22 protein-coding genes are annotated in these 21,317 nt (G+C 63.3%); 17 read left to right on the forward strand and 5 right to left on the reverse strand.

The window, feature by feature from the left end; translation table 11 throughout:
* Position 1: 1 nt before the first annotated feature.
* Entirely contained in the window at positions 2-463 is a 462-nt protein-coding gene (locus tag NKH35_RS19630; RefSeq protein ID WP_023688454.1) for a type II toxin-antitoxin system RatA family toxin, read from the forward strand.
* Here NKH35_RS19630 and NKH35_RS19635 read toward each other — a convergent pair.
* Positions 439-948 (reverse strand): CinA family protein, encoded by a 510-nt coding sequence (locus NKH35_RS19635; protein WP_352444341.1) that lies wholly within the window; start codon positions 946-948, stop codon positions 439-441. The two genes, NKH35_RS19630 and NKH35_RS19635, sit on opposite strands and share 25 nt — an antisense overlap.
* Complete coding sequence (locus NKH35_RS19640) at positions 945-2,168, reverse strand: bifunctional 2-C-methyl-D-erythritol 4-phosphate cytidylyltransferase/2-C-methyl-D-erythritol 2,4-cyclodiphosphate synthase (RefSeq protein WP_352915901.1); 1,224 nt, start codon at positions 2,166-2,168, stop codon at positions 945-947. Before NKH35_RS19640 ends, NKH35_RS19635 begins: the two co-directional genes overlap by 4 nt.
* Before the next feature lie 139 nt (positions 2,169-2,307).
* Here NKH35_RS19640 and dusB point away from each other — a divergent pair, with 139 nt between their 5' ends.
* The 8 genes from dusB to hflX all read left to right on the forward strand — a co-directional run bounded on the left by dusB (position 2,308) and on the right by hflX (position 12,435).
* Entirely contained in the window at positions 2,308-3,309 is a 1,002-nt protein-coding gene (gene dusB, locus NKH35_RS19645) for a tRNA dihydrouridine synthase DusB (protein ID WP_352915903.1), read from the forward strand.
* Positions 3,306-4,451 carry a two-component system sensor histidine kinase NtrB gene (locus NKH35_RS19650; RefSeq protein ID WP_023668926.1) on the forward strand — a complete coding sequence of 382 codons (1,146 nt, stop codon included), beginning with the start codon at positions 3,306-3,308 and terminating at the stop codon, positions 4,449-4,451. The genes dusB and NKH35_RS19650 overlap by 4 nt, the downstream gene beginning before the upstream one ends.
* Positions 4,448-5,905: a nitrogen regulation protein NR(I) gene (ntrC, locus tag NKH35_RS19655; RefSeq protein WP_023710528.1), complete on the forward strand. Its 1,458-nt coding sequence runs from the start codon at positions 4,448-4,450 to the stop codon at positions 5,903-5,905. The genes NKH35_RS19650 and ntrC overlap by 4 nt, the downstream gene beginning before the upstream one ends.
* A 144-nt stretch (positions 5,906-6,049) precedes the next feature.
* Entirely contained in the window at positions 6,050-8,338 is a 2,289-nt protein-coding gene (locus tag NKH35_RS19660; RefSeq protein WP_023688460.1) for a sensor histidine kinase NtrY-like, read from the forward strand.
* Complete coding sequence (ntrX, locus tag NKH35_RS19665) at positions 8,328-9,689, forward strand: nitrogen assimilation response regulator NtrX (RefSeq protein WP_023668929.1); 1,362 nt, start codon at positions 8,328-8,330, stop codon at positions 9,687-9,689. The genes NKH35_RS19660 and ntrX overlap by 11 nt, the downstream gene beginning before the upstream one ends.
* A gap of 102 nt (positions 9,690-9,791) precedes the next feature.
* Entirely contained in the window at positions 9,792-10,652 is an 861-nt protein-coding gene (locus tag NKH35_RS19670; protein WP_023734029.1) for a D-amino-acid transaminase, read from the forward strand.
* A gap of 145 nt (positions 10,653-10,797) precedes the next feature.
* Entirely contained in the window at positions 10,798-11,043 is a 246-nt protein-coding gene (gene hfq / locus NKH35_RS19675) for an RNA chaperone Hfq (protein ID WP_006202172.1), read from the forward strand.
* Positions 11,044-12,435 carry a GTPase HflX gene (hflX, locus tag NKH35_RS19680; RefSeq protein WP_023734028.1) on the forward strand — a complete coding sequence of 464 codons (1,392 nt, stop codon included), beginning with the start codon at positions 11,044-11,046 and terminating at the stop codon, positions 12,433-12,435.
* Between the two features lie 6 nt (positions 12,436-12,441).
* Here the strand turns inward: hflX and mazG are convergent, their stop codons facing one another.
* The 3 genes from mazG to NKH35_RS19695 form a co-directional block, all read right to left on the reverse strand.
* On the reverse strand, positions 12,442-13,266 hold the full coding sequence (gene mazG, locus NKH35_RS19685; RefSeq protein ID WP_023734027.1) for a nucleoside triphosphate pyrophosphohydrolase: 825 nt from the start codon (positions 13,264-13,266) through the stop codon (positions 12,442-12,444).
* Positions 13,267-13,342: 76 nt separating this feature from the next.
* Positions 13,343-14,527, reverse strand: coding sequence for an amino acid aminotransferase (locus NKH35_RS19690; RefSeq protein ID WP_023734026.1), 1,185 nt, complete (start codon positions 14,525-14,527; stop codon positions 13,343-13,345).
* Positions 14,528-14,656: 129 nt separating this feature from the next.
* Positions 14,657-15,094: a DUF3592 domain-containing protein gene (locus NKH35_RS19695; RefSeq protein WP_023706554.1), complete on the reverse strand. Its 438-nt coding sequence runs from the start codon at positions 15,092-15,094 to the stop codon at positions 14,657-14,659.
* Between the two features lie 175 nt (positions 15,095-15,269).
* Here NKH35_RS19695 and NKH35_RS19700 point away from each other — a divergent pair, with 175 nt between their 5' ends.
* The 8 genes from NKH35_RS19700 (at position 15,270) to NKH35_RS19735 (ending at position 21,227) form a co-directional block, all read left to right on the forward strand.
* A complete protein-coding gene (locus NKH35_RS19700; RefSeq protein ID WP_023668935.1) occupies positions 15,270-15,803 on the forward strand; it encodes a sigma-70 family RNA polymerase sigma factor in 534 nt (177 codons plus the stop codon).
* Positions 15,800-16,576, forward strand: a complete 777-nt coding sequence (locus tag NKH35_RS19705) for an anti-sigma factor family protein (protein WP_023691287.1) — start codon at positions 15,800-15,802, stop codon at positions 16,574-16,576. Before NKH35_RS19700 ends, NKH35_RS19705 begins: the two co-directional genes overlap by 4 nt.
* A gap of 56 nt (positions 16,577-16,632) precedes the next feature.
* Positions 16,633-17,349, forward strand: coding sequence for a Bax inhibitor-1/YccA family protein (locus NKH35_RS19710; protein ID WP_023668937.1), 717 nt, complete (start codon positions 16,633-16,635; stop codon positions 17,347-17,349).
* 175 nt (positions 17,350-17,524) lie between these two features.
* A complete protein-coding gene (locus NKH35_RS19715; protein WP_352915908.1) occupies positions 17,525-18,406 on the forward strand; it encodes an aldose 1-epimerase family protein in 882 nt (293 codons plus the stop codon).
* A gap of 23 nt (positions 18,407-18,429) precedes the next feature.
* Positions 18,430-19,206, forward strand: a complete 777-nt coding sequence (locus NKH35_RS19720; RefSeq protein WP_023734024.1) for a pyrroline-5-carboxylate reductase — start codon at positions 18,430-18,432, stop codon at positions 19,204-19,206.
* Between the two features lie 107 nt (positions 19,207-19,313).
* Positions 19,314-20,093, forward strand: a complete 780-nt coding sequence (locus NKH35_RS19725; protein WP_352915915.1) for a DUF8605 domain-containing protein — start codon at positions 19,314-19,316, stop codon at positions 20,091-20,093.
* 70 nt (positions 20,094-20,163) lie between these two features.
* On the forward strand, positions 20,164-21,057 hold the full coding sequence (locus NKH35_RS19730) for an alpha/beta fold hydrolase (RefSeq protein WP_352915911.1): 894 nt from the start codon (positions 20,164-20,166) through the stop codon (positions 21,055-21,057).
* A gap of 38 nt (positions 21,058-21,095) precedes the next feature.
* Positions 21,096-21,227 carry a hypothetical protein gene (locus tag NKH35_RS19735; RefSeq protein WP_352915913.1) on the forward strand — a complete coding sequence of 44 codons (132 nt, stop codon included), beginning with the start codon at positions 21,096-21,098 and terminating at the stop codon, positions 21,225-21,227.
* Positions 21,228-21,317 lie beyond the last annotated feature (90 nt).

Consider the following 21,317-nt stretch of genomic DNA (forward strand, 5'->3'; position numbering starts at 1 on the left):
AATGCCGAAATTCGAAGCCACACGCCGCGTTGCCCACACGCCGGAGCAGATGTTTGCGCTGGTCGCCGATATCGAGACCTATCCTGAATTTCTGCCGCTGTGCGAGGCGCTGACGGTGCGCTCGCGCAAGGAGCGTGACGGCCGCACCATTCTCGTTGCCGATATGAGCATCGGCTACAAGGCGATCCGCGAGACCTTTACGACGCAAGTGCTGCTGAAGCCGGACGAAAACACAATCGATGTCAAATACATCGATGGACCGTTCAAATATCTCAGCAATATCTGGCGCTTCGAGCCGGCCGACGGCGGCGGCTGCAACGTCCGCTTCTTCATCGACTACGAGTTCAAGAGCCGCATCCTCGGCGTGGTGATGGGCACCATGTTCGATCGTGCCTTCCGCATGTTTTCCGAAGCCTTCGAAAAACGTGCGGACGTCATCTACGGAACGACGCCCATCTCATGAGTGTCGCCGAGCGCGCGCAGCGCGATCTCCAGCGCATGCTTGACCGTCTCGCGGCGGATGAAGTCGCGGCCATTGTCGGCAAACATATTGAGCTCGGCAGCCACCGGCCCACCTCTTAGGGCAACTCCGAACCAGACGAGGCCGACCGGTTTTTCCGGCGAACCGCCGCCTGGGCCGGCAATGCCTGTGACGGCAAGCGCCAGCCCGGCGCGCGAGCGCGCCAGAGCGCCCTCCGCCATCTCCAGAACCGTTTCGCGCGAGACGGCGCCATGCGCCTCGAGTGTGGCGGGCGAGACGCCGAGCATCTCCATCTTTGCTTCATCGGAATAGGTGATGAGGCCGCGATCGACGACAGCGGACGAGCCGGCAATGTCGGTCAGTGCCGAGATGATCATGCCGCCGGTGCAGCTCTCGGCCGTCGCCAGCATGATGCCGCGCTGCTGGCAGACCTGGAGCAGGGCGTTGGCAAGATCGCTGTTGTTCATGCGGGAACCTCCCCGGGGAAGACGACACTGGCTGTGGCGATGGCGGCGATGCCTTCCTCGCGGCCGACAAAGCCGAGTTTTTCGTTGGTAGTCGCCTTGATGGAGATGCGATCGCTGGAAATACCCAGCATCGCCGACAACGCGTTGGTCATGGCCTCGCGATGCGGGCCGACGCGCGGAGCCTCGCAGATCAGCGTGATGTCGGCATTGGCGATGCGGCCGCCGCGTTCGCGCACCAACCTGGCCGCATGCTCGACGAAGATCTTCGACGCCGCGCCCTTCCATTGCGGATCGGAAGGCGGGAAATGCGTGCCGATGTCGCCGGCGCCGCAAGTGGCGAGCAGCGCATCGGTCAGCGCGTGCAGGCCGACATCGGCATCCGAATGTCCCGAAAGCTTCTTGCCGTGCGGAATGGCGACGCCGCACAGAGTGACATGGTCGCCTGCCTCGAAGGCGTGCACGTCATAGCCATTGCCGGTGCGAATGTCTGGAAAACGCTCGCCAGTAAGCCGCTGATCCGCCATCGCGATATCCCTTGCCCAGGTCAGTTTGACGTTGTCCGGCGACCCCTGAACGATTTTCACCGGAATATGCGCCCATTCGGCGATCGCGGCATCGTCGGTGAAATCCGTCTTGCCGAGATGATGGGCTTTTTCGTGCGCGGCGAGCAACGGCCAGAACGGAAAGCCTTGCGGCGTCTGCGCGGCATGAAGGCCGGCCCTTGGCACCGTCTCCTCGATCATGCCGGTGGCCGACTCGCGCTTCAGCGTATCGGCGACGGGCAAAGCGGGCAGCGCGCCCTGGCGCTCGCCAATGGCCGCAATGGTGCGGTCGATCAGGGCCGCGTCGACAAACGGCCGCACCGCGTCATGGACAAGGACACGGCCGGGCGTACGGTCCCTCAGCGCCAGCAGGCCGAGCCGGACCGAGGCCTGGCGCGACTCGCCACCGACCACGGCGGTAACCCGCTCGGCATACACGCCGGCTGCCTTGTCGAAAAGCGCGCGGTCATCGGCATGGATGGCGACGACGACGGGGCCAATTTTGGGATGCGCCAGGAACGTCTCCAGCGTGCGCGCGATAACGGCACGGCCGCCGATGCGTTGATATTGCTTCGGCCCGTCGGCCTGTCCGGCACGCGCGCCGCGGCCGGCTGCAACGATGACCACGCCGACCTTGTCGGTCGTCGCCTCGGCCGGTTTTTCGCTTGCGTCTGTCATGCCGAGAGGCTTAGTCGCGGCTTATGGCGAAGGCCAGCATTTTCCCAAATGCGCCGCAATGTGACGTCATTGCGCGTTGCACAATGCCTTTCTTATGGCTAGAGAATGTGCAGCAATCCGATATGCTTGGTTTTTGTGCATGCCTGAAGTGACAAAATTGGCTTCGCCGCTCGAAATTGGCGGCGTGACGATCCGCAACCGCGTCTTCCTCGCGCCCATGTCGGGAATAACGGACGAGCCGTTCCGGCAGCGCGCCTACGCGCATGGCGCGGGCCTGGTCGTGTCGGAAATGGTGGCGAGCGGCGAGCTTGCCAAGGGCAGGGCCGGCTGCGACCTGCGCATCCGTCATTCCGGGCTGCCCGTCCATATGGTCCAGCTTGCCGGCCGCGAGGCCGAGCACATGGCCGAGGGCGCGCGCATCGCTGCCGGCGAGGGCGCCGACATCATCGACATCAATATGGGCTGCCCGGCCAAGAAGGTGACCGGCGGCTATGCCGGCTCGGCGCTGATGCGCGATCTCGACCACGCGCTGTCGCTGATCGAAGCGGTGATCGGCGCGGTCCAGGTGCCGGTCACGGTCAAGATGCGGCTCGGCTGGGACGACAATGCGCTCAATGCACCCGTCTTGGCGCGCCGCGCCGAAGAGGCCGGTGTTAAAATGGTGACCGTGCATGGGCGCACGCGCTGCCAGTTTTATCAAGGCAAGGCCGATTGGGGCGCCATCGCCCGCATCAAGGACGTCGTCTCGATCCCGGTCGTCGCCAATGGCGATGTGGGCTCGCCCGCGGAGGCCGCCGAAATCCTTGAACAGTCGGGCGCCGACGCGGTGATGATCGGCCGCGCGCATTATGGCGCGCCATGGACGGCGGGCCACATCGCGGCAACGGCTGCGGGCGAAAGCCCGCAAGCCATGGCGGACTACATCGTTTCCCACTACGAAGACATGCTGACGCTTTACGGCGTCGAAAGCGGCTTGCGCCAGGCGCGCAAGCATCTCGGCTGGTATCTCGACCGCCACTCTGCTGGCGTTTCCGATGAGCGGCGGAAAGCCATCCTCACCTCTTTCGAACCCGCCCGCGTCATTGCCTTGCTGCATGAGGTGTTTTCCGGCGAAGCCACGCCCTTGCGGAGCGCCGCATGAACGCCACCGTCACACCGAGCTCCGACATGGCGGATGCCGCCAGTATCGTGCTGAACACCATCCGCCGTCCGGTCATCATGGTCGATCCGGACGGGTTCATCACCTACGCCAATGCCGATGCGGAAGACTTCTTCCGTTCAAGTGCCAACATGCTTGCCCGCAACACACTGTCCAAGCTGATCCCGTTCGGCAGCCCGTTGCTGCAGCTGGTCGATCAGGTGCGCGAGCGCCGTGCGCCGGTCAACGAATACCGTGTCGACGTGTCGTCGCCGCGTCTCGGCATCGAGAAGGTCGTCGATCTCTATGTCGCGCCGGTGCCGGAATTCCCAGGCTCGATCGTGGTGATGTTCCAGGAACGCTCGATGGCCGACAAGATCGACCGGCAGATGACACACAGGGGTGCCGCGCGTTCGGTCACCGGCCTTGCCGCCATGCTGGCGCATGAGATCAAGAACCCGCTGTCCGGCATTCGTGGCGCCGCACAGCTGCTCGAACTCTCGGCGTCCGACGAGGATCGCGCGCTGACCCGCCTCATCACTGACGAGACTGATCGCATAGTCTCCCTGGTCGACCGCATGGAGGTGTTTTCCGACGAGCGGCCGATTGACCGCTATCCCGTCAATATCCATGTCGTGCTGGACCATGTGAAGGCAATCGCGAAGAACGGTTTTGCCAAGAGAATCAGAATAATGGAGGACTATGATCCATCATTGCCTCCGGTTTTCGCCAACCGCGACCAACTGATCCAGGTGTTCCTCAACCTGGTCAAGAACGCCGCCGAGGCCATCGGCGGCGACCCACAGGGGGAGATCGTGCTGTCGACCGCGTTCAGGCCGGGCATCCGCGTGTCCGTTCCCGGAACCCAGGACCGCGTGTCGCTGCCGCTTGAATTCTGCGTGCGCGACAATGGTTCGGGCGTTTCGGAAGACATTCTGCCGATCCTGTTCGATCCGTTCATCACCACCAAGCCGAACGGGTCGGGGCTCGGCCTGGCGCTCGTGGCGAAAATCGTCGGCGAGCATGGCGGCATCATCGAATGCGATTCGACGCCGCGCGGCACCACCTTCCGAATCCTGATGCCGGCCTGGAAAGAAACACCCATCGACACTGCCGATGATGAAGGCGAAGGAGACCGCAAATGACGGTTCGCGGCAATATTCTCGTCGCCGACGACGATGCGGCCATCCGCACCGTGCTCAATCAGGCGCTGTCGCGCGTCGGCCATGAGGTGCGCGTGACCTCCAACGCCTCGACGCTGTGGCGCTGGGTGGCGGCGGGCGAGGGCGATCTGGTGATCACCGACGTTGTCATGCCGGACGAGAACGCCTTCGACATGCTGCCGCGCATCAAGAAGGCGCGGCCCGAGCTGCCGGTCATCGTGATGAGCGCGCAAAACACTTTCATGACGGCGATTCGTGCTTCCGAAACAGGTGCTTACGAGTATCTGCCGAAGCCGTTCGACCTGACCGAACTGCTCAACATCGTCAACCGGGCGCTGTCAGAGCCGCGCCGACCGAAGATCGATACGCGACCGGAAGAACAGCCTGACGCGATGCCGCTGGTCGGCCGGTCGGCCGCCATGCAGGACATCTACCGCATGCTGGCGCGCATGATGCAGACCGACCTGACGGTGATGATCTCGGGCGAGTCCGGCACCGGCAAGGAATTGGTGGCGCGCGCGTTGCACGAATATGGCCGTCGCCGCGGCGGTCCGTTCGTCGCCATCAACATGGCGGCGATCCCGCGCGATTTGATCGAATCGGAGCTGTTCGGCCACGAGAAGGGCGCCTTCACCGGCGCACAGAACCGCTCGACCGGCCGCTTCGAGCAGGCCGAGGGCGGCACGCTGTTCCTCGACGAGATCGGCGACATGCCGATGGAGGCGCAGACGCGGCTGCTGCGCGTGCTGCAGCAGGGCGAATACACAACGGTCGGCGGGCGCACCCCGATCAAGACCGATGTGCGCATCGTCGCCGCCACCAACAAGGATCTGCGCACGCTGATCAACCAGGGGCTTTTCCGCGAGGATCTGTTCTATCGCCTGAATGTCGTGCCGCTTCGGCTGCCGGGTTTGCGTGAGAGATCGGAAGACATTCCCGATCTGGTGCGGCATTTCTTCAAGATCGGCGCCAGCGAAGGCTTGCAGACCAAGCGCATTTCGACCGGCGGCATCGAATTGATGAAGCGCTATCCGTGGCCGGGAAACGTGCGCGAGTTGGAAAACCTGGTGCGCCGGCTTGCGGCGCTCTATTCGCAGGACGAAATATCAGCCGAGATCATTGAAGCCGAGCTGAAGACAGGCGAAAGACCGGTCGTTCCCGGCGGCGGCAATTTGATCCCGGACGATCTATCCATCGGCCAGGCGGTGGAGCACTTCCTGCAGCGCTATTTTGCCTCTTTCGCCGGTGAGTTGCCGCCGGCAGGTCTCTATCAGCGCATCTTGTCCGAGGTCGAATATCCGCTGGTGCTCGCTTCCATGACGGCAACGCGCGGCAACCAGATCAAGGCGGCCGAATTGCTCGGCTTGAATCGCAACACGCTGCGCAAGAAGATTCGCGAGCTGGGCGTCAACGTCTACAAATCGTCGAGATCATGAGCGCCTGGCGCCCGAAGTGACGCGAGGTCGTCCCCTTTTCAGGGGATCGGCGGCCGAAAGATTTCCGTCACGGCCACACTTGTTGCATAATCGCCACAATGCGTTGCATACATCCGACGCAATCACTGGCTCTTAGACGGCGACATGGCTTCGCAAGCTCTGACATCAAACGAACCGCTTTTCAGCAGACCCGGCCAGAGGGATGGACGGCGGCTGCTTGCGTTGCCCGGCGTTGTGGCAATTGCCGGCGCGCTGGTTACGGCGGCAATCTCGTTTGCGATTCTTGTCGGCGCCACGCCGATCACGCCAGACGCAAACACAACGCTGACGCTGATTGCGGCCAATGCCTTATTTGTGCTGGCGCTGATTGCCCTCGTCGGCCGCGAGGTGCATCGCATCACCATGGCGCGCCGGCACGGCAAGGCGGCGTCGCGGCTGCATGTGCGCATCGTGACGATGTTTGCGCTGGTCGCGGCCATCCCCGCCATCATGGTGGCCATCATCGCCTCGATCACGCTCGATATCGGCCTCGACCGCTGGTTCGAAATCCGCACCAAGGCAATCGTCAATTCTTCGCTGTCGATCGCGGACGCCTATGTGCAGGAAAACGCTCGTAATCTTCAGGGCACGACGCTGTCGATGGCCTACGATCTCGATGCGTCGCGCACGCTTTACGGCCTCGATCGAACCGGCTTTCTCGACCTGATGAACAAGGAAGCCGTCGGCAGAAGCCTGGTGCATGCGGCGCTGGTCAGGGAAGACGGCTCCTTTGTCGTGAGTGCCCAGACGGATGCGGACTTCGCCATGCCGGCACCGCCTGAGGGTGCGGTGGCAAGTGCGGCCGACGGCAAGCCGGTGCTGATCGAGCCGAAGACGCGCAACATCATGGGCGCCATCATCAAGCTGCGGGAGATCGAAGGCCTCTACCTCTACACCAATCGCCTGGTCGACCCCGAAGTGATCAAGGCGAGGGCGATCGTCCAGTCCAACACCGCCGAATATCGCGGCCTGGAAGACAACAGGCGGACGTCGCAGGTGGCGTTCGCGCTGCCCTATCTGTCACTGACGCTGATCATCATCCTGTCGGCCATCTGGACCGGCATAGCGGTGGCCGACCGTCTGGTGCGGCCCATCCGTCAGCTCATCGGCGCGGCTGACGAGGTTGCGACCGGCAATCTCGATGTCGCCGTGCCGGTACGGCCTTCCGACGGCGATGTCGCCTCGCTTGGCGATACGTTCAACAAGATGCTGCTGGAGCTTAAATCGCAGCGCAACGAGATCCTGTCGGCCAAGGATTTGATCGACGAACGGCGTCGTTTCTCGGAAGCGGTGCTGGCCGGCGTCACCGCCGGCGTCATCGGCGTCGATCCCTACGGCATCGTCTCCATCGTCAACAAATCGGCCGAAACGATGCTGGCCATATCGGCCACGGCGGCGCTGGGGCAGAACCTGTCCGCCGTGCTGCCGCATGTCGGCCGTGTCTTCGAGATCGGCCGCAAATCCGGCAAGCCGGTCTATCGCGAGCAGGTCACCTTCTATCGCACCGGCGCCGAGCGTACCTTCAACGTGCAGATCACCATCGAGGCCGGCGACGATGGCGAGGAGGAGAAATCCTACGTCGTGACGGTCGACGACATCACCGATCTGGTCCAGGCACAGCGCTCGTCTGCCTGGGCGGATGTGGCGCGGCGTATCGCACATGAAATCAAGAACCCGCTGACGCCGATCCAGCTCTCGGCCGAGCGCATCAAGCGACGCTTCGGCAAGGTCATCACCGAGGACCGCGAGATTTTCGACCAGTGCACCGACACGATCATCCGGCAGGTCGAGGATATCGGCCGCATGGTCGACGAGTTCTCGGCTTTCGCCCGCATGCCCAAGCCCGAGATGAAAGCCATCGATCTGCGTGAATCGCTGCGCGAGGCGTCGTTCCTGGTCGAAGTCAGCCGCGCCGACATTGCTTTCGAACGCGTGTTCGGCAACGAACCGCTCAAGGGCACGTTCGATAGCCGATTGATGGCGCAGGCTTTCGGCAACGTCATCAAGAACGCGGCCGAGGCGATTGACGGGCTGGAACAAAAGGACGGTTCGCACGGCATAATCCGGATTCAAGCTGCCCGGCAGAATGGCGCGATCAGAATCGACGTCATCGACAATGGCAAAGGCTTGCCGCGCGAGAACCGCCAAAGGCTGCTCGAGCCGTACATGACGACGCGCGAGAAGGGCACCGGGCTCGGTCTCGCCATCGTCAAGAAGATCGTGGAGGACCATGGCGGGCGGCTTGAATTGCACGATGCGCCCGCGGATTTCCACGGTGGACGCGGCGCGATGATCTCGATCATCCTGCCGCCAGCTGCCGCAACCGCGCCGCCACGCGGTCAAGGCGAAACGGAACACGAACGAGAAACTGAAAAGGTCGGTAATGGCGTCTGATATTCTCATCGTCGATGACGAGGAAGACATCCGTGAACTCGTCGCGGGCATATTGAGCGACGAAGGGCATGAAACCCGCACGGCATTCGATGCCGACAGCGCGCTCGCGGCAATCGCCGACCGGGCGCCGCGGCTGATTTTCCTCGACATCTGGTTGCAGGGCTCGCGCCTCGACGGGCTGGCGCTGCTCGACGAGATCAAGACGATGCATCCGAGCCTGCCGGTGGTGATGATCTCCGGCCACGGCAATATCGAGACAGCGGTGTCGGCCATCCGCCGCGGCGCCTATGATTTCATCGAGAAGCCGTTCAAGGCCGACAGGCTGATCCTGATCGCCGAGCGGGCGCTCGAAACCTCGAAATTGCGGCGCGAGGTGTCCGACCTCAAGCAGCGCAGCGGCGAAACCTTCGACCTGATCGGCATGTCGTCGGCGATGAGCCAGCTGCGCCAGACCATCGAGCGCGTGGCGCCGACCAACAGCCGCGTCATGATCATCGGTCCGTCCGGCTCGGGCAAGGAGCTCGCCGCGCGCGCCATCCACACGCTGTCGACGCGCAAGGGCGCGCCGTTCGTGACGCTGAGCGCGGCCAACATCACGCCCGAGCGCATGGAGATCGAGCTGTTCGGCACCGAATCGAACGGCACCGAGCGCAAGGTCGGCGCGCTTGAAGAGGCGCACCGCGGCATTCTCTACATCGACGAAGTGGCCGACATGCCGCGCGAGACGCAGAACAAGATTTTGCGCGTGCTGGTCGAACAGCAGTTCGAGCGGGTCGGCGGCACCAAGCGGGTCAAGGTCGACGTCCGCATCATCTCCTCGACCTCGCAGAACCTGGAGGCGATGATCGCCGACGGCCGTTTTCGCGAAGACCTCTATCACCGCCTGGCGGTGGTTCCGGTCATGGTGCCGGGACTGGCCGAGCGACGCGAGGACATTCCCTACCTCGTCGACAATTTCATGAAGCAGATCGCGCGCCAGGCCGGTATCAAGCCGCGCCGCATCGGCGACGATGCGCTTGCCGTGCTGCAGGCGCACAACTGGCCGGGCAATGTCCGCCAGCTGCGCAACAATGTCGAACGGCTGATGATCCTGGCGCGTGGCGACGATATCGATGCGCCGATCACCGCCGACCTGTTGCCGTCGGAGATCGGCGATGTCATGCCGCGCACGCCGAACCAGTCCGACCAGCACATCATGGCGCTGCCGCTGCGCGAGGCGCGCGAACAGTTCGAGAAGGACTATCTGATCGCCCAGATCAACCGTTTCGGCGGCAACATCTCGAAGACGGCCGAATTCATTGGCATGGAGCGCTCGGCGCTGCACCGGAAACTGAAGTCGCTGGGGGTCTGACCCCCGTTGTTGTTGGTCCAGCGGGCTGTGGCCCATTCAATTGCCGGTTACGGCAGCGGCGGAATCGCATAGAAAAACCGGGACTTTTCTGAGGGATCACCCATGCCGCGCATTGCCTATGTGAACGGGCGCTATGTCGCCCACGCCGACGCTGCCGTGCATATCGAGGATCGCGGCTATCAATTCGCCGACGGCGTCTACGAGGTCTGCGAGGTGGCGCAGGGCTTTATCGTCGACATGCCGCGCCATCTTGCCCGGCTGAGCCGCTCCCTTAGCGAATTGTCGATCGACTGGCCGGTCACCAAGGGTGTGCTGCCGCTTCTTCTGCGCGAAATCGTCCGGCGCAACCACGTCGTCAACGGCCTGGTCTATGTCCAGGTTACGCGCGGTGTTGCCAGCCGCGACTTCGTTTTCCCCGCCGATACACCGTCATCGCTGGTGATTACGGCCAGAAAGGCCGACCCGGCGGCGGCCGCCAAGCGAGCCGAGGCGGGCATCAAGGTCATCACCGTGCCGGAAAACCGTTGGGACCGGGTCGACATCAAGAGCACCGGCCTGCTGCCCAACGTACTGGCCAAGCAGAAGGCCAAGGAGGCCGGCGCCCAGGAGGCCTGGTTCGTCGACACCGATGGCAACGTCAAGGAGGGCGGCTCGTCCAACGCCTGGATCGTTACAAGGGACGGCGTTCTGGTCACCCGGCCGGCGGAGCATGGCATCCTGCGCGGCATCACCCGCACGACCATGTTCGAAGTGGCGGCAAAGCTCGGGTTGACGATCGAGGAGCGCGGTTTTTCAGTCACTGAAGCCAAGGCTGCGCGAGAAGCTTTCATCAGTTCGGCAACGACAATCGCCATGCCGGTCGTGGCAATCGACGGTGCCGTGGTCGCCAATGGGCACCCCGGTTCGATAACACTTTCATTGCGGCAAGCCTTTTTTGACGTTGCGGAAAAAAGTCCAGCCTGATAACCGCACAGACGGACTGCACATCAATATATCTCGTTCTGCTTGTCGTTACTGACGGCAAGGGGGTGTTTGCAAGCTTGACATGTGCCCGCTAATTTGGCGCATTAGCCTGCAAACCGAAGGGGATCGGCGAAAGACAAGAACAATGGCGGAACGATCGCAAAACCTTCAGGACCTGTTCCTGAATTCTGTTCGCAAGAGCAAAAATCCACTCACCATCTTTCTCATCAACGGCGTCAAGCTGACCGGCGTGGTCACTTCCTTCGACAATTTTTGTGTTCTGCTGCGCCGTGACGGCCACTCCCAGCTCGTCTACAAGCATGCCATTTCCACGATCATGCCGAGCCAGCCGGTTCAGATGTTCGATGGCGAGGAAAGCCAGGGCGCCTGATTGGCACGTGAAAAAGACGCGGACCGCGGCGTCCGCGGGAAACCAGCACATAATTCCGGGACGGAAGCCACAGGTCCGACCCGGGCGGTTGTCATTGTGCCGGTGCTTACCCGGCATCAGCGCAACGATGACGAAACGAACCGTCCACGGCTGACGCGTTCGGCGGATGCGCGCCACGACGAAGCGGTCGGCCTTGCCCGCGCCATCAACCTGGATCTGATCCACACGGCGGTGGTCACCGTCAACGATCCACGCCCGGCAACCTTGCTCGGCAGCGGCAAGGTCGCGGAATTCGCCGAGATCGTCAAAGAGGGTCACGCGGAAGTGGTCATCGTCGACCATCCGCTGACGCCGGTGCAGCAGCGCAATCTCGAAAAAGAAATGAATGCCAAGGTGCTCGACCGCACCGGATTGATCCTGGAGATTTTTGGCGAGCGCGCGCGGACCAAGGAGGGCACGCTGCAGGTCGAACTTGCCCATCTCAACTACCAGAAGGGCCGCCTGGTGCGGAGCTGGACCCACCTTGAACGCCAGCGCGGCGGAGCCGGCTTCCTCGGCGGCCCCGGCGAAACCCAGATCGAGTCGGACCGGCGGCAGCTGCAGGAAAAAATCATCAAGCTCAAGCATGAGCTGGAAACGGTGCGCCGCACCCGCGACCTGCACCGCGCCAAGCGCAAGAAGGTGCCGTTCCCGGTGGTGGCGATTGTCGGCTACACCAATGCCGGAAAGTCGACGCTGTTCAACCGGCTGACCGGGGCCCACGTGCTGGCCGAAGACATGCTGTTTGCAACGCTCGACCCGACGCTGCGCCGCGTGCGCTTGCCGCACGGCACGCCGATCATCCTGTCGGACACAGTCGGCTTCATTTCGGACCTGCCGACGCATCTGGTCGCCGCCTTCCGCGCCACGCTGGAAGAGGTCGTCGAGGCCGATCTGGTCATCCACCTGCGCGATATTTCGGATCCGGATACCGCAGCGCAAGCCGAGGACGTCGAGCGCATTCTCGCCGATCTCGGCGTCGATGCCGGCGATGCCAAGCGCGTCGTCGAAGTGTGGAACAAGGTCGACCTTCTCGACGACGGCAACCGGGAGCGCCTGCTCGCCGACGGCACTGACGCCAACAAGGCGCCGCCGATCGCCATCTCGGCGGTCACCGGCGAAGGCATCGATGCGCTGAAGGCGCTGATCGAGACCAGGATGTCGGGCGAACTCGAGGAATTGACGGTGACGATCGAACCGCCGCAGTTCGGCCTTGTCGACTGGCTATACCGCAATGGCGACGTCGTTTCGCGGGTAGACAATGAGGATGGCAGCGCGACCATCGCACTCAAGGCCACGCACACCGCCCGGCAAGAGATCGAAAGCCGATTGCACCGCAAAAACAGGCAGTAAGCCTGATTATTTCACGCCCTTGGCCTCCTGCCAGAGCACTTCCATCTCGTCCAGCGTGGCTTTTTCGAGCGTGCTTCCCGATGCATCGATCGCGCGCTCGACATAGTGGAAGCGCGAGCGGAACTTTTCGTTGGTGCCGCTAAGCGCCGCTTCCGAATCGAGCTTGAGGTGACGCCCCAGATTGACGACGGCAAACAGCATGTCGCCGAATTCGTCCTTGATCTCAGCCGTTTCGCCCTTAGCCAGCGCCTCGCGCAGCTCGCCGATCTCTTCCTCGATCTTGTCGAGGATGGGTGCTGCCTCGCTCCAGTCGAAACCGACACGCGCTGCCTTTTCCTGCAGCTTCAGCGCACGAGTCAAAGCGGGCAGGGCGACGGGCACGCTGTCCAGGAAACCCTTGCCATGGTCTTCGGGGTCGAGGCCGCGGGCGAGGCGCGCACTTCGCTTTTCGGCTTTTTCCTCAGCCTTGATCTTTTCCCACATGCCCTTTGCCATGCCGGCGCTGCGCGCCTTCTCGTCGCCGAAGACATGCGGATGGCGCCGGATCATCTTGGTGGTGATGGCCTCGACCACATCACCGAAGGCAAAATCGCCGGCTTCCTCAGCCATCTGCGCGTGGTAGACGACCTGCAGCAGGAGATCGCCGAGTTCGTCGCGCAGATCGTCGAGATCGCCGCGCGCAATGGCGTCGGCCACCTCATAGGCTTCCTCGATCGTATAGGGCGCGATGGTCGAGAAATCCTGCTCAATGTCCCAGGGACAACCGGTCTTCGGCGCCCTGAGCGCCGCCATGATCTCGATCAGCCGGGAAATGTCGCGCGAAGGTTTCATGCGGCGAATGCTATCCCGCTGCCTGTCGTGCGGCCAACGGCGTCAGCCGGAGAGGGGAGATTGTCCACAGCGAGCTTCAGCCGAGTACCGACACAACCGCCTTGGCGAGGTCATCCATGCCGTCCTCGGGCAGGCCGGCGACGTTGATGCGGCTGTCGCCGACCATGTAGACGCCATACTCGGCACGCAGCCGCTCGACTTGCGCCTCGGTCAGGCCAAGCCTGGAAAACATGCCGCGATGGCTGGCGATGAAGTCGAAGCGGTCGGAGTTGGACTGCCGGCGCAGCGCGTCGGCGAACTGGACCCGCAGCCTCAGCATGCGCAGCCGCATCTCCTCCAGCTCCGCCTCCCAGTCGGCGCGAAGGCCATCATCTTCCAGCACCATGCGCACGGCGGCGGCGCCGTGGTCCGGCGGCATCGAATACATGGCGCGCGCCGCCGCCAGCATCTGGCTCATCGCGACATCGGCTTGCGCGCTATCCTTCGCCAGGATCATCGCCGCGCCGACGCGGTCGCGGTAGACGGCAAAGTTCTTCGAGCAGCTCGAGGCAACGACCATTTCAGGCACCTTGCCCGCGAGAAGGCGCAAGCCGGCCGCATCGGCGTCCAGGCCTTCGCCAAAGCCCTGATAGGCAATGTCGACAAAGGGCAACAGCCCGCGCTCGACGACAAGATCGGTGACGCTGGCCCATTGCGCGATATCGAGATTGGCGCCGGTCGGGTTATGGCAGCAGCCATGCAGCAGCACGATATCGCCGGGCTCGGCTGCGCCAAGCGTTGCCAGCATCTCGTGGAAGCGCACCGCGCCGGAAACGGCATCGAAATAGGGATAATCGCGCACCTTGAGGCCGGCCCCGCGCATCACCGGCGGGTGGTTCGGCCATGTCGGGTCCGACAGCCAGACGGTTGCGTCGGGGCGGGTCCGCTTCAACAGCTCCGCCACCAGCCGCAGCGCGCCGGAACCGCCAGGCGCTTGCGCGGCGCGGATGCGCGTCATGTCGGCAGCGGGGCCGAAGGCCAGCTTGACCATCGCCGTGTTGAAGCCGGTGTCGCCGGCAAGGCCGAGATAGGTCTTGGTGTCCTGGTCCTGCAGCAACCGCTTCTCGGCCTCGCGCAGGGCGCGCATGACCGGCGTCCTGCCGTCGCGGTCCTTGTAGACGCCGACGCCGAGATCGATCTTGCCGGGGCGCGGATCGGCGCGATAGAGGCCGATCAAGGCGATGATCTTGTCGGCCGGGGCAGGTTGCAGGGTCTCGAACATCAATACGGCTCCAATGGCGGCGGAGTAATACGCAAAGCGGCCGCGTTTCGCCAGTGCTTCCATCTGCGCCAGTCCGCTAGCGTACTGGACCGTTACGCCAAGCTTTGTCTGTACGGCAGGGGTCGGCGGCTATGGCGACGGGTTCATTCCAATCCGCCGGATAAGCACCCGTCCAATCACGGCGAGACCGATGCCGGTCAGCAGGGAGAAACCGCCGAGCATGCCGGCCAGCCCGGCAAGGAACCAGCGTCCGGCGAAGCTGTCGACGGAGGCATTTTGCGGATTGGTTGGGTCGTAAGCGACAGGGACGCTGTCGCCATCACCCCAGAACGAGCTGTGGACGGCATTGTTGAAGCGGATGACGGTGCCGTCGGCGGTCGAGAACTCGATGCGGGGATTGTATTCGGCGGCGACAATCCTGCCTGTCGCCGAAGCGGTACGAGGGCCGTACATCTCGACGATGGCCAGCACGCCGGAAGCGATCAGTCCGACAATGCCAAAGATGATGAACACCCTGCCGACGATCGGCAACGCTGCAAAACCCGTTACACGACTACCATTGGCCATCTTTTGCTCCTGGGACAGACGGATAAGGCTAGACTTCATCCATAAAGCAAACATCTGCCGCACGGGAGATGGGTAAGTGCGCAGCGGACTTCTGATTGCATGATGCCTATTGTGGCGACGCAAAAAAGTTTTGGTGGCGATGGATTAAGATCCCCGCCTGTTTCGTAAACGGGGCATGAAACGGTCGATGCCACGCTTCGATATTGTCGGACAGCTGGGTTCGCTCAGGCGCTACGCACGCTCGCTGACGCGCGACGGCACTGACGCCGAGGATCTGGTGCACGATGCGCTGGTGCGCGCCTACGAGCGGCGCGACACATTCCGCTCGGGCGGCAATCTGCGGGCATGGTTGCTGTCGATCGTCCACAACGCTTTCATCGACAAGATGCGCTCGCGCCGGTCGGAATCAGCGCGTGTCGAGCAGGCCGGCTATCTCACCGATGCCAGCACGCCGGCGCCGCAGGAACATTCCGTGCGACTGGCGCAGGTGCGCGAGGCCTTTTTCAGTCTGCCGGAGGAGCAGCGTTCGGCGCTGCATCTGGTCGCCATCGAGGGCCTTTCCTACCAGCAGGCCGCCGACGCCAGCGGGGTGCCGCTGGGCACGCTGATGTCGCGTATCGGCAGGGCGCGCGCAGCACTGCGCGAGATGGAAAACGCTGCACCTTCGCCGGCCAAAAGCCATCTGAGGATCGTGGGAGACCCGTCATGACCGACCTGTTGCGGGACCCGGTGACCGATACCGATCTCGACGCCTATGTCGACGACCAGCTGGATGTCGCGCGCCGCATCGAGGTCGAGGCGTTCCTGTCGGCTCGTCCGGAGGCTGCGGCGCGGGTGATGTCCGACTTGAGGACGCGCGACGAACTGCGCCTGGCGCTGGCTGCTTCCACAGGCATGGCGCGGCCGGCGACGACTGAAGTCGCGCGCCGGCTGGGCAGGGGGCTGGCCAGTCGCCGCGTCTTCGCCGTGCTGCAGCGGGCGGCCGCGGTCGCCATCTTTGTCGCTGCCGGCTGGCTGGCGAACGGCCTCTTCGGGCCGCTGCTGGTGACCAAGGTCGTGGCTTCGCCGCCGCCGCCCGCCTATGTCGAAGAAGCGATCCGGGCGCACAAGACGACGCTCATGCGCGAGGCGATGCCCTCGCAGCTGGAGGCGCCCAACTACAATGGCGACGAAATCCGCGCCGCCACCGCAATCGTCATGCCATCGCTGCCCAAGGACTGGAAGGTCCGCGACGTCCAGATCTATCCGTCGCGCTTCGGGCCGAGCGTCGAGGTGGCGCTGGAGACGAAGGATATGGGGCTGGTCTCGCTGTTTGCGATCCGGCCCGGAACCTTCGACGTGGTCAAGCCTGCCATCGCGCCCTCCGGCGACATCTCCTCTGCCTATTTCCAGATCGGCGAGGTCGCGTACGCGGTCGTCGCGCGCAGCGATGTCCACGACCTCGACCGCACCGCCGAGACGCTTGCCAAGACACTTTACTGATCAGGACACTTTACTGATCAAGACGCTTTACTGAGACCACATAAGGAGAACCCGCAATGAATACCCCTGACCTCGGATACCGCATGGGCACTGGCGCGCGCGCCGGCGCCGTCTATGACGAGGGCCTGCGCAGCCACATGCTGCGCGTCTATAACTACATGGGCATCGGCCTCGTCGTCACCGGCATCGTTGCCATGGTGGTGTCCTCGACGCCGGCCCTCTACGTGCCGATCTTTTCCAGCCCGCTGAAATGGGTGGTGATGCTGGCGCCGCTCGCCTTCGTGCTGTTGTTTTCGTTCAAGATGCAGACGATGTCGGCGGCGAGCGCCCAGTTGATGTTCTGGGCCTTCTGCGCGGTGATGGGCCTGTCGCTGGCTTCGGTGTTCCTGGTCTTCACCGGCACCAGCATCGCGCGCACCTTCTTCATCACCGCCACCATGTTCGGCGCCACCAGCCTCTACGGCTACACGACCAAGCGCGACCTGACCCAGTTCTCGTCGTTCCTGATCATGGGTCTGATCGGCGTGGTGATCGCCAGCGTCGTCAACATCTTCCTCGGCTCGACCGCGCTGCAGTTCGCCATTTCGGTGATCGGCATCGCGGTGTTCGTTGGCCTGACCGCCTGGGACACGCAGACGATCAAGGAACAGTATGCTGAGAATTTCGACGCGGAATCGCAGCAGAAGCTCGCCGTCTTCGGCGCGCTGTCGCTCTACCTGAACTTCGTCAACATCTTCCAGCTGCTGCTGAACTTCACCGGCGAACGCGAATAGTCGAACCGTAGCAGGGCAACAATCTCGATCTCGCAGTGGCCGGAGGAGAATCTCCGGCCACTGTCGTTTTTGCCGTCGAGACATCGCTCCTCTATCAGCGCGATGTCGCTGCGCCCTTGAGTCCATGCGGGCTTTTGCTAACCTGCCGCTCGCACGCAGCTTTCCGCGAGAACGCATGGAACAAGTGACGCTTCACGGCGACGGCATTTCGGCGACCATTGTCGGGCAGGGGGCCGAGCTCGTCTCCTTGCGCAATGCCGAGGGTCTGGAGTTTTTGTGGCAGGCCGGGCCGGAATGGCGGCGGCATTCGCCAGTGCTGTTTCCGATCGTCGGCCGGCTGAAGGGCGACCAGCTCCGCCATGGGGGCCAGGTCTATCCCCTGACGCAGCACGGATTTGCCCGCGACAAGCCGTTTGTGTGGGCTGCTGAGACGAGTCCCCGATCCTGCTCGCTGGTGTTGACCGACGATGCCGATACACGCACGCGCTATCCGTTCGCCTTTCGCCTTGCCATCACCTACGCGCTCGAGCGTCGCGAACTTGGTGTGAGCTTCGAGATTGCCAACACCGGCGACGAGACGCTGCCAGCCTCCATCGGTGCACATCCGGCTTTCAATTGGCCATTGCAGCCGGGGCTCGCCAAGACAGACTACCACCTGACCTTTGCCCAGAACGAGCCGGCGCCGATCCGCCGGCTGAAGGATGGCCTGGTGGTGGCTGCACCACAGCCGACGCCCATCGAAGGCAAAACGCTGGCGCTTTCCGAACAGCTGTTCGAGGCAGACGCCGTGATCCTCGACCGGCCGGCCAGCACCAGCGTGCGCTATGCCGCCGCGAACGGTGCGGCGATCGAGATGTCGTGGCAGGGTTTTAAGGAATTGGGCATCTGGTCGAAGCCGGGCGGCGCTCCGTTCCTGTGTATCGAACCCTGGCACGGGCTTGCCAGCCCCGTGGATTTCGATGGCGAGTTCGCGGACAAGCCGGGCGTGATGCTGATCGCGCCCGGTGAAAAGCGCGTGCTGAGCTATCAGGTACGGCTCGAGCATGCGCCGCTGTGACCGATGAACCAGAGACAGGCGCGATGAAACTTGGCTTCATCGGCACGGGCGCCCTTACAGCGGCCATTGTCAGCGGGCTCAAATCCGTCGCGGATAACTCCGTCTCCGTGCTGCTGTCGCCGCGCAATGAAGAGATCGCCGCAGAGCTGGCAGCCCGTTATCCGGATGTGTGTATCGCTGATGACAATCAGGCGGTTCTCGATCAATGCGACCTAGTCATGCTGGCTGTCCGGCCGCAAATTGCGCATGACGTCCTGCCGGGTTTGCGGTTTCGGCGCGAGCATCACCTCATCAGCTTGATCGCCACGCTGCCGCGCGAGGAGATTGCCGGCTTGACCGCACCCGCGCACCAGGTGACGAAAGCGCTGCCCATGCCGATGATTGCCCACCGGCTGGGGGCAACGATCATCTGCCCGCCGGATGCCACTGTCGCTGCCTTGTTCGGCAGTCTGGGGAAAGTGATCGAGGTCGAGAACCCAGCCGAATTCAATGCGCTGAGCGTGGTCACCGCGACCTATGCAAGCTACTTCAGATATCTCGATACGATCAACAGCTGGCTCAAGAAGAATGGCGTCGAGGAAGGAAAGGGGCGCGACTACATCGCCTCGCTTTTCAAAGCCTTGGGAAGCGCTCCTGATATGTCGCCGGATGCCGACTTCATGCATCTGGCGCAGGACTATGCGACGCGCGGCGGCATCAACGAACAGGTTCTTCGCGAACTCACGGCGCGAAACGTCTTCGAGGCGCTCACCGAGAGCCTGGACGGCGTACACCGGCGCATCGTCGGCGATACGCCTTGATGGGCGGCACCTTGAAATTCCCTGATGATCAGGAGTATGGCTCCAACGGATGTTCCGGACCGTTTCGGGAGGGTCGGCGGGTGCCTGGATGCTTGAAATTGGGCTTTGTGGCAGCGGCGCTGGCTGTGCTGATTGTCTTTCCGGTCGCTGCCGCCGACATCGACCGCGCCGCCAGCCTCTACCGCGCGCAATCGGTGACCAGCGGCACTGGCGAGGAGAACCGGGCGTGGGGCCTGGCGCCGTGCCTTGAAGAGGTGCTGGTCAAGGTTTCCGGCGACCCGCGGCTGATCGGCGACCCGCGTGTTGCGGACATGAGCCGGCACGCGGCCGACTATGTCACTGGTGTCGGCTACCGCGACCTGCTCAACAACCGCCCGCCGCATGACGAGCAGGGCACCCACGACCGGCCGCATTACATCACCGCCGATTTCGACCCGGACAAGATCGATGCCTTGCTGGCGTCGCTCGGGCGCAAACCGTGGGCGGTGCCGCGGCCAAAAATCGTCGCACTGCTGGATGTAAGGCCGATGAAAGGCGACGGCTTCACGCTGGTGCGCGATGGCGGCGGCGAGCTTGCGGCGGATATGCGCGTTGCGCTGGCGGACGCGGCGCACCGGACCGGTTTGCCGCTGGAGTTGCCTCGGCCGTCCGACGTCGCGCTCGCCGACGTGGCCAACACGCTGGATGGGGACACCCTGCTTGCCGGCACTTTGGTATGGCGCCAGGAAGCGCTGGGCTGGGTCGGCGACTGGCGGCTCAGCTTCAAGGATAAGGAGTATCGCTGGCAGGTACGTGGCGTCAGTTTCGACGATGCGTTCCGCAACGCCACGCACGGAACGCTGCAGATCCTGTCGGGCAATGGAGAGCCGGAAGCCGTCACGCCCTGACTTCAAGGGAACCTTCTTGCCGGAGCGCCGTAAACAAAGTGGCGGGCAAGCTTTGAGCAAGGAGGTATAATTGCAACATCGCCGGATCGACATTGACGGAAACAGCATCTTCTATCGCGAAGACGGCCCGCCTGATGCTCCCGTCCTTCTCCTGCCGCACGGCTATCCGTGCTCGTCCTATCAATTCCGACGGTTGATGCCGGCACTTGCCGATCGCTGGCATACATTCGCGCCGGACTTTCCCGGCTTTGGCTACAGCGGCACGCCCGAAATGTCGGACTTTGGCTATGATTTCGATGCCTATGCCGGGTTTCTGACAGCTTTCGCCGATGCGCTCGGCACGTCGCGCTATGCGCTCTGGCTGCACGATTATGGCTCTCAGATCGGACTGCGCCACGCCATCGCACATCCCGAGCGCATCGCCGCACTCATTATCCAGAACGGTGACATCTACGAGGACGTTCTCGGGCCGAAATACGCCGCCATAAAAGCCTATTGGAATGAGAAGACGCCCGAAAAGCATCGGCCGTTGGAAGAGGCGGTAAGCGAGGAGGGCTTCCGGCACGAGTTTGTCGGAGAGGTGGATGACGCTGTAGCCGAGCGCGTGCCTCCCGATCTTTGGAAACTCCACTGGCCTTTGATGGACACGCCGATCCGCCGGCGGCTCGCGGTCAACCTGATGGAGAAGTTGGAGGCGAACCTCGGCTGGTTCCCCCGCTATCAGAGCTATCTGCGCGAGCACCAACCTCCGACGCTCATCGTTTGGGGTCCCGAGGATGGTTACATGCCGGCGCAATCGGCGCATGCCTACCAGCGCGATTTGCCGGAAGCAGAACTTCATCTCATCGGCGGCGCCGGCCACTGGTTGCTCGAAACCCATTTCGATGAGGCGCTTCCGCTGGTGCGCGATTTTCTGGCGCGCGTCCACAGTCAGGAAGCGAAAGGGACGGGCGGCCGGGCGTAGACACCGTTGCGGTCATCCGATCGATCTGCAACCATGGCATGATGGAAAAGTCCGCCGCGCCCTGGCCTCTGCTGCAAATCGCGATCGAGCCGAAGTCGCGGGCCGATCAGGAGAAGCTGCTTGTCACTTCGTCCAAGCTCGCGCCTGACGACCGCGACCCGTGGGGGTAGGGAACCCCGAGGGACGCGCGCGGAGAAGGCGTCCGCCGGTCGCTGTTCCAGAGCGCACGAAGAACACGAAGGTGACGGGGGGGGTGTGGG

Origin of the sequence: Mesorhizobium sp. M1143 (assembly GCF_040318435.1) — a bacterium.
Classification (GTDB): Bacteria; Pseudomonadota; Alphaproteobacteria; order Rhizobiales; family Rhizobiaceae; genus Mesorhizobium.